Source organism: Mucilaginibacter sp., from assembly GCF_028288205.1.
Lineage (GTDB): Bacteria > Bacteroidota > Bacteroidia > Sphingobacteriales > Sphingobacteriaceae > Mucilaginibacter.
The window spans coordinates 11,427-24,773 of the sequence record NZ_JAQBOD010000043.1 but is presented as its reverse complement, the minus strand read 5'-3'; the positions used below and the strand labels follow the sequence as shown (position 1 = coordinate 24,773).

Here is a 13,347-nt window from a genome sequence, read left to right as displayed (position 1 = left end):
GAGGCGGCCTTTTTATCTAAGGTGCTAACTTATTATTGTATTGAAATAAGCTTGGCTACAGTGATTGTAGATGTTGCAGCCGGACTATCCGATGAACTTGCAACAGCTTTAACTGTATATGTTTTACCTGTTACAAAAGGTGTAGTAGCAGTATACTTCAAGATAATTGAACCCTGATAAATAGTTGTATTAGGGTAACTTGAAGGCACAGCTGTATAGCTAATTGAACCCATTGAAGTAGTGCCGAACGAATCATTACTTGTCCATGATGCAAAGTGTAAAGTTTCCACTACGGTGTTGGTTGCCGCGTCAGTAATTGTAACATCAAATGCACCAGGCGCTTTGCCTGTTGTAGTTGCACCAAATAATACCTGTATAGTATTAACAGTTGTACCGGTAGGTATCATGTATGGGCCTGATGTTTGCATACCTACACTTGATAATTGCAATCCGGGTAACAAAGCCCCTACTGCAACAACGTCAACTGCCTTTTTACAAGATGATACCATGGTTATTGTCGTTAGTGCTATTAAACAAGCACCTATATATTTTTTCATTTTCATCATTTTAAAATTTTCGATTAATTTATTTTATCAATTAATTAAAATTTATACTTCAACCCAATTAATAAGCTCCAGGTGGTGTTGCTTGTTGCATCCGCAAATGGTGTGGTTACCAATTTACCATTCAACTGCCTCATGTTGTAATATGGAACGTTTGCTGTTGCCGGTGTATTTGCAAGGTTATAACCAACCCAGGTAACAGGACTTGAATAGGTAACTTGTTGTTGAACACCCCAATATTTATCAAGCAAGTTCAAGAAGTTTTGTATAGTTGCGCTAAACTGAAGTGTATGCTTGGTTTTGCCCTGCATAATGTAAAAATCTTGCAAGAAGTTTGCGTCAACTCTGTTATACCATGGTAAGAAAGCAGCGTTTCTTGCAGCAAACCCACCTCTGTGTTTTTTAAGGTAAGGGCTGTTGTTGATAAATTGGTCAAACGCAGCTGCTTGTTGTGCCGCTGTATAAGTATAAGTAACACCGTTAAAGGCTGTTGTATACTGATTGAACGACATGTCGTTAACGTTTTTAGGGATATACATCAGGTCGGTATTGTTATTACTGTCACCATTTAAATCACCGTTAACTGTGTAGCTGATGGGGCTACCAAATGAACCCTGATAGTATAGACCAAAAGTAGTAGCACCATGGTCAAGATAGTTGATGGTATAAGCAGCGTTTGCAACAATCCGGTGTGGAGTGAAGAAGCTTGAGTTACCCAATTCAACTTCATTTGAAGTACCAACATTTGGGTTACCAGAATAAGTTGAAGCAGCTGTTGAACCTAAATTAGCATTTACGTCTTTAGCTATAGTATAAGTATAAGCCAATGAACCGTAGAAGCCATTAGCATAGCTTTTGCTGATTTGTGCTGTATAAGCAGCAGAGTAACCCCGGCTTGTATTAGTTAACAAATAAATGTTTCCTAAACTCGGATAGATCAACCTGTCTGTAGCGGCAGGCGCAGCAACGCCAACACCTAAAAAGCGCTCTCTCGAAAGATCACCCTCTGAAGTTAAACCAGTAGCAGATCTTAAGTTAACGTTAGTATAACGGGTAGCATTAATATCTTTTGTCATTAACGCCTCTAAAGTCAAGTTATAACCATCGCCAAAAGATTTCTCAACAGCTAAGTTAGCTCTGAATATTTGAGGGAATTTATAATTAGGATCAACAACAACCGTTCCTGAAGAAACGCCCGTACCAGCAGTATTTGAGAAGTTAGCTGGAAACTGTGCAGCGATAGTAGAAGGGTCACGAACTAATTTAACGGCAGCCAATTGTGCAGGGTTGGTAATGTTACCGCTAAACTGGTACATACCGCTATTAGTAGGCATATTGGTTAAATATACATAAGGTACACGGCCTGTAAATAAGCCCGCGCCACCACGTACTATTAATGATCCGTCTTTTTTAGCGTTCCATCTGAAACCCGCACGTGGCGATAAAAGAATGGTACTTTTAGGGAATCTACCCGTGCTGTAGCTGGTAGTATTACCATTTTTATCTGGTAATTGTAGTGCTGCAACTTGAGGATTTTCCTCCGGATCTTCCAAATAAATTGGCTTATCAGCACGGATACCGTAGGTTAATTTGAAGTTATCGGTAACACTCACTTCATCTTGTATATAAGCACTAACGGTACCTATTTTTAATGATGCTGAGTAAGGTGCTGTTACACCTGGAGTTAATGAGTAAGTATATGCAAAATAAGCTGGTGCTGCATTACTTAAGAAATCAGTTAAGCTGTTATAAGCATAATAACCTGCGGCGCCTTGCATAAACTGGTTACCAACATATTGATACTCATAGTTACCGCCAGCGGTAATAGTATGTTTACCTGCATAATAAGTAAAATTATCAGTTATGCTTGTTGTGTTGTTGATAACATCGTTATTTAACGTAAAAGGGTCATTACCTGCACTAATATAGTTACCACCCGAACCATTGAAGATATCGATAGTTGGGAAGCTGTCGCCACCAGGGAATGTACGTTTAGCGTCTGTTTTAGTAATAGCAAATAATATCTGGTTAGACATCTTGCTGGTGATAGAGCTATTTAACTCTGCGGTGTAAGTTGTAACTATGTTTTTGAAACCGTAGTTAGAGTTTTGGAAAGCAATTGAGTTTAAGCTATAACGATTATTTGGTAAAGAACTGATTGTACCGGCGCGGCCAGTAACTGAAAAACTTGCACTGTTTGGTATTGAACTACCATTCAACTGGTTATCAGACGTTGCAGTTAAGTTGCTATATTTTAACGTCAATTTATTTTTGTCGTTAATATTCCAATCAATTTTTGCTAAAAAGTTTTTACTGGTTGGTGCAAATGCCGGGAAATTGTCATAACCGCCAGTTTGATAATTGTAGGTAGAAGCTAAATAATCAGACACTGCTTTTAGATCGGCAATCGGAGTTGCAGCTATACCACCTGTTCCTGATCCGCCCTTTGGAGAGAATGGGATACCAGGAGAGGTACTTTTTGTGTTTTCGTAGTTAGCAAAGAAGAATAATTTATTCTTGATGATCGGTCCGCCTAAAGTGAAACCATAAGTTTTTGTTGAAGATTTAGCTATGCTGCTTGATATGTCATTGTCGCCAATATGCACACCATTGTACAATTGGTTTTTATAATATTCGTAAGCAGAACCGCTAAAAGTATTGGTACCGCTTTTTGTTACAGCATAAATACCCGCGCCTGTAAAGCCAGATTGTCTTACATCAACCGGGGCAGCGTTAATTGATATCTGGTCGAAAGCCTCAATTGAGATTGGCTGTGCTATACCACCACCACCCGGAAGCGGATCTGTTGATAAACCAAAGCTGTTATTAATGCTGGCACCATCAATTTGAGTGTTGTTAAGCCTGCTATCGCGACCACCGAAGCTGTTACCGTTAGCCAATGGACTTAAACGAGTAAAGTCTGTAATACTACGGGTAATTGTAGGCAGGGTAGTTAACATTCTGCTGTTAATGTTGGTACTTGCACCAGCCCTGGCAACATTAATTTGTTTTTTACCTGTTACTACAATTTCCTTTAAAGCAGTTCCGGTTTCAGGTAAGGTAACATTTAAGATAAAAGGCTCACCTAATCTAAGATTGATGTCTGTAAAGGTTTGAGTTTCATAACCGATATAAGATACAACAACGGTGTAAGGGCCGCCGATACGAACGGCAGATAATGTAAACCTTCCATCAACGTTAGCGGCTATGCTGTAAACAGAGCCACTTGGCAGATGTGTTGCTTTAACGGTAGCGCCTGGCAAAGTTCCTCCCTTGGAGTCCTTTATAATACCAGAAAAACTACTTGTAGTTACTTGTGCAAAAGCGATACACGTGGTAAACAATGAAAAAAATAATAAGAGTAAATACTTCCTCATAAGTGTTTTTTTAATGATGAATAACGAATCAGTTAATTGCAACAAATATATTTGTTAACATCCTAACTATTGTTAATATAGTATTAACATATTATAATAATTATTATGTTTTTATCAACATTTTATCATATAATAACATAAACTGCAAAAATTCAGGGTCGATAGTTATAAAATTCACACTGATTTATGATTTTTAACCCTTAGTTAATTCGTAATTTTAGTAGACATTTATGAAACTAATATGATGCTATATTATAAATGTGACTTTCGCATTTCGAGCCTTTTACTTAGCTTTGGCTTTTAAAAATTATTAAAACATATTTTAAATTATATATGAACTACGATGTAATTGTTATAGGGTCAGGTCCGGGTGGTTATGTTGCCGCAATACGTGCCTCCCAGTTAGGTTTAAAAACTGCAATAGTCGAAAAAGAATCATTAGGTGGTATTTGTCTTAACTGGGGCTGTATCCCAACAAAAGCATTATTAAAAAGCGCCCAGGTATTTGAATATATTAATCACGCTGCCGAGTATGGTATAAAGGTTAACGGAGAGGGCGAAGTTGATTTTGAAAGCGTTATAAAAAGAAGCCGGGGTGTTGCTGATGGCATGAGCAAAGGCGTTCAGTTTTTAATGAAAAAAAACAAGATAGATGTACTAATGGGTACAGGTAAATTAAAAAGTAAAGGTGTAGTTGAAGTTAAAAACAACGATGGTGCTAAAGAATTTACTGCAAAACATATCATTTTAGCTACAGGCGGCCGCTCGCGCGAGTTGCCTAACCTTAAACAAGATTATAAAAAAGTAATTGGCTATCGCCAGGCAATGATATTGCCTAAAAAACCGGCAACAATGATAGTTGTCGGATCGGGCGCTATAGGTATTGAATTTGCATATTTCTATAATTCAATCGGCACCAAAGTAACTGTTGTTGAGTACCTGGATAACATCGTTCCGTTGGAAGATGAAGAAATTTCAAAACAACTTGCCCGCATACTTAAAAAACAGGGTATAAATATTATGACCAGCTCAAATGTTGAAGCTGTTGATGCCAGCGGCGAAACCTGCAAGGTAACCGTAAAAACTGCTACAGGAACAGAAATACTGGAAGCCGAAATTGTATTGTCAGCTGTTGGTATATCTACAAATATTGAAGGCATAGGTTTGGAAGAAAACGGTGTTAAAACCGATAAAGGTAAAGTATTGGTTGATGATTTTTACCGCACCAATATAGAAGGCGTTTATGCTATTGGCGATATTGTTAAAGGCCAGGCACTGGCGCATGTTGCATCTGCCGAAGGCATTATATGCGTTGAAAAAATTGCAGGTTTAAAACCAGAACCTTTAGATTATAACAACATCCCGGGATGTACCTACTGTGCGCCAGAGATTGCATCTGTTGGTTATACAGAAAAAGCAGCTAAAGAAGCCGGTTACGAAATTAAGGTGGGTAAATTTCCATTCTCTGCATCGGGCAAAGCAAGTGCTGCCGGCGCTAAAGATGGTTTTGTGAAAGTAATATTTGATGCCAAATATGGCGAGTTTTTAGGGGCACACATGCTTGGCCATAACGTTACAGAAATGATTGCCGAAGTTGTTACCGCACGTAAACTGGAGGCCACCGGACATGAGATCATTAAATCTGTACATCCGCACCCTACCATGAGCGAAGCTTTAATGGAAGCTGCCGCTGATGCGTATGGAGAATGTATACATTTATAAGTAAAAAGTCAAAAATAAAAATTAAAAAAGACCGATAGTATCAAACTATCGGTCTTTTTATTTTACCCTACTTCCTATTTTTACTTTTGATTTTTTACTTTTGACTTGAACATGAAACTACACACGATAGACACCGGATTTTTCAAGCTTGATGGCGGCGCAATGTTTGGCGTTGTACCTAAGACCATCTGGAACAAAAGCAACCCTGCTGACGATAATAACTTGTGCACCTGGGCAATGCGTTGTTTATTAGTAGAAGATGGAGACAGATTAATATTGATTGATACAGGCATAGGCAATAAGCAGGACGAAAAATTCTTTAGTCATTATTATTTGCATGGTAATGCTACTATCGATAGCTCATTAGCCGGGCTTGGCTTTCATAGAGATGATATTACTGATGTATTTTTAACACACCTGCATTTTGACCATGTAGGCGGCGCTATTATTCGTGATGGTGAAAAATTGATACCGGCATTTAAAAACGCCACTTACTGGAGTAATAAGAAACACTGGGACTGGGCAGTAAATCCAAATGACAGGGAGAAGGCCTCGTTTTTAAAAGATAATATATTACCTATACAAGAAAGCGGGCAGTTAAAGTTTATCGATGCTCACGATAATGTAAAATTTACAGGTGAAATAAGCATTCGCTTTGTATACGGACATACTGAATCAATGATGCTTCCGTTAATAAATTATAAGAATAAGCAAATATTGTACATGGCTGATCTGTTACCATCTGTAGGGCATTTACCCCTACCCTACGTTATGGCTTATGATATGTTTCCATTGCAAACTTTAACTGAGAAAAAAGTTTTTTTGACCGAAGCGTTGGATAAAGACTATATTTTGTTTTTAGAACACGACCCAATTAACGAATGCTGTACCTTACAACAAACAGAAAAAGGCATCCGTTTAAAAGAAACATTTAAACTCAATGAGTTGTAGTAATACACCACAAAAACCATGCAATTATTACTGATTTTTAATAATTTATAATCTTTTTTTAATCATAATATAGGTAAAACTTTTCTTAACTTTGCACGTTAAATTTCTAAAAAAACAAGAATCGAGGTTTATAAATAAATGAGACAACTCAAAATAACCCAATCAATTACCAACCGTGAGTCGCAATCACTTGATAAATATCTTCACGAAATTGGTAAAGTAGACCTAATAACAGCCGAAGAAGAAGTAATATTAGCCCAAAAGATTAGAGAAGGCGACCAGGCAGCTTTAGAGCGTTTAACTAAAACTAACCTTCGCTTTGTTGTATCGGTAGCTAAACAATACCAAAATCAAGGTTTAACACTTGGTGACCTTATTAATGAAGGTAATTTAGGCTTAATAAAAGCCGCTAAACGTTTTGACGAAACTAAAGGATTTAAGTTCATATCATACGCCGTATGGTGGATACGCCAATCTATATTACAAGCTATTGCAGAACAATCTCGTATAGTACGTTTACCTTTAAACCAGGTAGGTTCATTAAGCAAAATAAGTAAAGCATTTTCTAAGCTGGAACAGGAATATGAGCGTGAACCTTCACCCGAAGAGCTGGCTGATATGCTTGAAACTACAGTTGACAAGATATCTGACACGCTAAGTAACTCGGGCCGCCATGTATCTATGGATGCGCCGTTTGTACAAGGTGAAGAAAATACATTATTAGATGTATTGGAAAACTCTGAGCCAAATACAGATTCAATATTAATTAATGAATCTTTATCAGAAGAGATCAAACGTTCACTTTCAACATTAACCGAGCGCGAGCGCGAAATTATTGTATTATTCTTTGGTTTAGGCACTAACCATCCCCTATCGTTAGAGGAAATTGGCGAAAAATTCAATCTTACACGCGAGCGTGTAAGGCAGATAAAAGACAAGGCCCTGCAAAGGCTGCGTCATACTTCCAGAAGTAAAATTTTAAAATCATATTTAGGTTAAATTGCCTGAATAGATTTGACTACTTTTTAAAAGTCGTCAAATCTTAAAGATCAAAGCCTTCCGATAACCGGGAGGCTTTTTTGTTATACGTCCCTTTCTTAATCTACTTTATTACAGATAATAAGCTGTTTAAGCGCTATCGACGATAATCCCCGGTTTAATTTGTTTGATTCACTGTTATATATATGTACAAAACACATAAATCACGTTGATGAATTAGTTACTTACCGTTATCTTAGTGATATAAAATAAATACGATATGACTATTCCTATTTATCAAGCAGACGCATTTACCGACCAGCTTTTTGGCGGTAACCCGGCTGCGATTTGTCCGTTAACCAAGTGGTTGCCAGACGAAGTAATGCAAAAAATAGCTATTGAGAATAACCTGGCCGAAACCGCATTTTTTGTAAAGACCGGCAATGGTTATTTACTGCGCTGGTTCACACCCGAATATGAGATAGATCTTTGCGGGCATGCTACACTGGCATCGGCACATATTTTATTCACAGAACTGGGGTATGCGGGCGACACCATCCATTTTGAAACCATAAAAGCAGGCGAACTAACTGTAAAAAAAGATGGCGATAAATATATTATGGATTTCCCGTCAAGGCCGCCAATACCTATTGAAAAACCAAATGGCTTAATTGAGGCATTGGGCGGGGTACAACCGGCTGCTATTTTAAGGTCGAGAGATTTCTTTGTTGTTTATGATTCGGAAATTGAAATTAGCGACATAACGCCTGATTTTTTTGCCCTGTCAAAAATGGACACGGTAGGTGTAATTGTTACAGCGCCCGGCAGAGATGTTGATTTTGTATCCAGATTTTTTGCACCCGGTGCAGGCATTCCCGAAGATCCGGTAACGGGCTCGGCACATTGTAATTTAATACCTTATTGGGCAAAACGGTTAGGCAAGAATAAGCTTCACGCCTACCAGATATCGGCCCGAAAAGGTGAATTATGGTGTGAGCTTAAAGATGACCGCGTTTTAATGAGTGGTAAAGCAGTTACTTATTTAAAGGGAGAAATTTACCTCCCGGCCCTATAAATGACATCATATAAATCATTTAGCGTGTCGGCAGGTACGCTAATTTTTTATTTCAAAGTGTTTCACATCAGGTGTTTCACTCCATATTTGCAAAAATCGGAAAAATGGCATAAAATGCTTATTGTAAGATACTTATCTTAGTTCACCTAAAGCTTTTGTACTGTTTCAAAGTGTTTCACTAATTTTTTCAAGTTGCTAAATATCAATAAGTTAACCTAAAAGAGTGTTTCATGTGTTTCATTATTTTGTGAAACACTACAACCTAAAATTAAATACTTAAAAACTCCTCCTTTAGGGGGCCAGCGACTAATACGCTACAGTCATTTGTTTCCTTATATGCATTGGGTTCTCAATTTCATCTAAAACTGCAATTGCAAAATCCTCCATAGATATAAAGCTTCTGCCCTGCTCATCGGTTAACAGCTGGTTACCACTTATCCTAAACTTTCCTGTACGTTCACCGGGTTCAATTTCAGCAGCGGGACTAACATAGGTCCACTCCAGTTCCTTTTCGTTTTGGTAAATTTTCAAAGCATCCCGGTGCGCTAACGAAATAGGTTCATATTCAAGAGGGAAATTTGGTGTGTCTACTAATTGCATACCGGGTGCAACTTCTAAACTGCCCGCCCCGCCTAATATTAATAATCTCTTGGTATGAGCCTGTTTTAAGCCTATCATAAGCGGTATTGCCAACTCAGCTACAGTTGATTCCGGCGCGCCATGGGTATTGCCGTAAGCGCAAACAACAGCGTCCTGGTCAAAAGCGCCGGTTTCAACATCCTGCGCCTTAAACAGATCGCCTTTAGCTACTTTTAAATGCTCATGCATAACAGTGTAGGTTTCGGGATGACGTACAACTGCTGTAACATTATGCCCGCGGTTTAATGCTTCTGTAACTATCCTGCTGCCAATACGGCCACCTGCGCCAAATACTGCGATCTTCATAATAGGTAAAGGTGAGAGGTCATATTTTGTTTGATTTTATTATATCTTTTTGGAAAATCAACTCCTTTTACCTTTCGCCTTTTACCTTTCACCTTAAAAGTTAATTTTTATAGTAAAATCATTTTTTTATGATTAATTTGAAAACTTGAATTTTATTAGGAGATAAAGATTAAATGCAGCTTACACAGTTAGAAATCAAAGGGTTTAAAAGCTTTGGCGATAAGATCACCATTAATTTTAATGAGGGTGTTACCGCTATTGTGGGTCCTAATGGCTGCGGAAAATCAAATGTGGTAGATGCCATACGCTGGGTACTGGGCGAGCAAAGCACCCGCATGCTTCGGTCCGAGAAGATGGATAACGTAATATTCAACGGCACAAAAACCCGTAAAGCCGCTAACCTGGCCGAGGTATCATTAACGTTTGACAATACTAAAAACATTCTCCCTACAGATTATTCGCAGGTTACCCTAACCCGCAAGCTATACCGTAGCGGCGATAGCGAGTACCGGTTAAATGATGTGCAATGCCGGTTAAAGGATATTACTGATCTTTTTTTGGATACGGGCATTGGTTCAGATTCGTATGCTATTATTGAGTTAAGAATGATCGAAGAGATCATATCAAACAAAGAAGGATCGCGCCGTAATTTATTTGAAGAAGCATCGGGCATATCAAAATATAAGCTGCGCAAAAAGCAAACATTTAATAAGTTAAAAGATACCGAGGCTGACCTGGAACGTGTTGAGGACCTGTTATTCGAGATACAGAAAAACCTCAAAATGCTGGAGAACCAGGCAAAAAAAACCGAGCGTTACTATCGCATTAAAGAAGAATATAAATTGCTTAGTGTTAAGCTTGCCTCGTTCAAAATCGCGGCTTTTGGCGATTCTCTTAGCAGAATAGAACAACAGGACCTTAAACATAGCGAAGAAAAATCAGGCATTGTTACCCAGATGGATACTCTTGAAGCCACTTTACAGCAGCAAAAGCTGGATAGCCTGACGAAGGAAAAGAATCTATCCATCCAGCAAAAGGCAACCAATGATTTTGTAGGTAAGATACGTGCTTACGAAAGCGAAAAAAAGATAAAGAACGAACAGCTAAAGTTTCAGCAGGATAAAGAAACAAGACTAAGCGAAGAACTGGAACGAGACCGAAATCAGCTTAACCATGTACTTTATAATATTAAGCGGTTATCTGAAGAAAAAGCACAGGAAGACGAAAACCTGCAAACCATAACTGAAAAGGTTGCCGACTTAAAGTTGGCAGTTGATGAATTACGTTTACAACAATCAAGCGCCCGGAATGAGTTAAACGAACTTACTACCGCTAATAATAACTTACAAAATCAAGCTTATAAAGTCGAAAAGGATATTGACATCCTGCAAATACAAGAACAGGCACTGGAGCAGGAAAGCCAACGCAATATGGAAGATGCTACTAATAAAAAGGTAGAACTCTCTCACTTTAACCAGGTTGTTGCCGAATTACAATATCGCACAGAAAACTTAGAAAAAGAATACCAGTTTGAGCTTAACCTGGAAACCGAACTTCAGGAACAAATAACCACTATTGAGGGCGAAGCAAGTACCATAAAAGAAACCATCATTACAGAAAGCCGTAAGCTTGACGCTAAGCAAAACGAATATAACCTGACCAAAAGTTTGGTTGATAATTTGGAAGGTTTCCCCGAGTCTATCCGGTTCTTGAAAAACAACAGTGAATGGGCCAAAAATGCTCCACTGTTTAGTGATGTGCTGTTTTGCCGCGAGCAATACCGTGTTGCTATTGAAAACTATTTAGAACCGCTAATGAATCATTATGTGGTAGAGACTTATGATGACGCAGTAAAAGCAATTAACCTGCTAAGCAACTCGGCACGCGGCAGGGCACAGTTTTTTATATTAAGCAGTTATGTTGATACGGACAGTTCTATACCTTTTAAGGATGATGCGGGAGGCTTACGCATCCCCGCTTTAAATGTGGTTGAGGTAGAAAAAAAATACCAGCCATTGGTAAATCACTTACTTAAAAATGTTTACCTGGTTAATGACGAATCTGAATTAAACAACTCCAACTTAACAGATGGATTGGTTATAATAGCCCAAAGCGGTAAGTTTAATAAGTCCAAATATACCATGGCCGGTGGCTCTGTTGGTTTATTTGAGGGTAAAAGAATTGGCCGTGCAAAGAATCTGGAGAATTTAGCCAAAGAGATAAAAACGCTTGATGTAGATCTGTTTGAGCTCAAAACACGATCGAACGAGTTACAGGCAAAATCTGCAGCATTAAAAGCGGCGGGTAAATCTGCCGAATTAAGCCAAAAGCAGGCAGAACTTAATCGTTTAAATACCGAACTGATAACGGTTAAAACGCGCCAGGAGCAATATGAAACATTTATTGAGAACAGTCTTAACCGCAAGGACGATATCGCCAAAAAAATAAGCGGAATAAAGGATGAGATAGCTACCCTACAGCCACTATTGGTTGAACTAAAAGCTAATAAACAAATTCAAAACGATCTGCTTGTTGATAGGCAAGGCGCGTTTAATGAGTTGAATGAAATGGTATCTGTACAATCAAATACCTATAATCAGGAAAACATCCGGTTTCATCAGCAGCAAAATAAAGTATCAGGATTAAGTAAGGACCTTGATTACCGGTTTACTCAACAGGAAAACCTGGAAAGCCGCATCAAACAAAACAACGCGGAGCTTGATAAGGTAAAAATAGCTATACAGGAAAATTTACAGCAGTCAGATTCGTCAGATGATAGTTTGTTGGAAATGTACAGCCAAAAGGAAGAACTGGAAAAAGCAACCCACGAAGCCGAGCAGGAACATTATTCTTTACGGGGAGCAATTACAGAAACAGAAGATGCTATAACTACGCTGCGCCGTAAAAAAGATCAGGCAGAAGTAATTGAAAATGAGCTGAAAGACGAACGCAATAACCTGCGCATAGAACTCAATGCTTTAAAAGAACGCCTGTCTGTTGAGTTTAATGTTGATATTAATGATTTGCCCGAAAGCGAAACAGCTACAAATGAAAATGAACAGGAACTGCGTGACAGAACAGATAAATTAAAAAATCAGCTGGATGATTTTGGTGCCATAAACCCAATGGCTGTTGAAGCTTATGCCGAAATGAATGAGCGCTATGAGTTTATCCAAAATCAGAAAAAGGATTTGGGCGAAGCAAAGGCATCATTACTGGCAACCATACAGGAAATTGACGATACTGCTAAGGAAAAATTCATGTATGCTTTTACAATGGTGCGCGAAAACTTCATCAATGTTTTCCGTTCATTGTTTAATGAAGAAGATTCCTGCGATTTGATCCTTACCGATCCGCAACACCCGCTCGAATCGGATATTGATATCATTGCCAAACCAAAGGGTAAGCGCCCGCTATCAATAAACCAACTTTCAGGTGGTGAAAAAACACTGACGGCAACTGCTATCCTGTTTTCGCTTTACCTGTTAAAGCCGGCGCCATTCTGTATTTTTGATGAGGTTGATGCGCCGTTAGATGATACCAATATTGACAAGTTCAATAACATCATACGTAAGTTCTCTACAGAATCACAGTTCATTATAGTATCCCACAATAAAAGAACCATTGCCAGCACCGATGTAATTTACGGTGTGACAATGGTTGAGCAGGGAATATCACGCGTTGTCCCGGTGGATATCAGAGAATTGGCAGACTGATGAATATGCAAAAGTGTGGA

Annotated in this window: 8 protein-coding genes; 5 read left to right on the top strand and 3 right to left on the bottom strand. The window is 38.5% G+C overall.

What is annotated here, in order from left to right; translation table 11 throughout:
• Window positions 1–32: 32 nt before the first annotated feature.
• A complete protein-coding gene (locus tag JWR23_RS10020; protein ID WP_299515759.1) occupies window positions 33–557 on the bottom strand; it encodes a hypothetical protein in 525 nt (174 codons plus the stop codon).
• Window positions 558–601: 44 nt separating this feature from the next.
• Window positions 602–3,940 carry a TonB-dependent receptor gene (locus JWR23_RS10015; RefSeq protein ID WP_299515758.1) on the bottom strand — a complete coding sequence of 1,113 codons (3,339 nt, stop codon included), beginning with the start codon at window positions 3,938–3,940 and terminating at the stop codon, window positions 602–604.
• A gap of 333 nt (window positions 3,941–4,273) precedes the next feature.
• Between JWR23_RS10015 and lpdA the strand changes: the two genes are divergently transcribed.
• From lpdA to JWR23_RS09995, 4 genes are all read left to right on the top strand, one after another.
• Window positions 4,274–5,662: a dihydrolipoyl dehydrogenase gene (gene lpdA, locus JWR23_RS10010; protein WP_299515756.1), complete on the top strand. Its 1,389-nt coding sequence runs from the start codon at window positions 4,274–4,276 to the stop codon at window positions 5,660–5,662.
• Between the two features lie 111 nt (window positions 5,663–5,773).
• Window positions 5,774–6,613: an MBL fold metallo-hydrolase gene (locus JWR23_RS10005; protein ID WP_299515754.1), complete on the top strand. Its 840-nt coding sequence runs from the start codon at window positions 5,774–5,776 to the stop codon at window positions 6,611–6,613.
• 138 nt (window positions 6,614–6,751) lie between these two features.
• Window positions 6,752–7,612 carry an RNA polymerase sigma factor RpoD/SigA gene (locus tag JWR23_RS10000; protein ID WP_144250350.1) on the top strand — a complete coding sequence of 287 codons (861 nt, stop codon included), beginning with the start codon at window positions 6,752–6,754 and terminating at the stop codon, window positions 7,610–7,612.
• Window positions 7,613–7,871: 259 nt separating this feature from the next.
• Window positions 7,872–8,666, top strand: coding sequence for a PhzF family phenazine biosynthesis protein (locus JWR23_RS09995; RefSeq protein ID WP_299515753.1), 795 nt, complete (start codon window positions 7,872–7,874; stop codon window positions 8,664–8,666).
• Window positions 8,667–8,972: 306 nt separating this feature from the next.
• On the opposite strand, the gene JWR23_RS09990 is transcribed toward JWR23_RS09995, so the two are convergent.
• A complete protein-coding gene (locus tag JWR23_RS09990) occupies window positions 8,973–9,611 on the bottom strand; it encodes an NAD(P)-dependent oxidoreductase (RefSeq protein ID WP_299515752.1) in 639 nt (212 codons plus the stop codon).
• A 173-nt stretch (window positions 9,612–9,784) separates the two neighbouring features.
• Here JWR23_RS09990 and smc point away from each other — a divergent pair, with 173 nt between their 5' ends.
• Window positions 9,785–13,327, top strand: coding sequence for a chromosome segregation protein SMC (gene smc / locus JWR23_RS09985; protein ID WP_299515751.1), 3,543 nt, complete (start codon window positions 9,785–9,787; stop codon window positions 13,325–13,327).
• The last annotated feature ends 20 nt before the right edge of the window (window positions 13,328–13,347 follow it).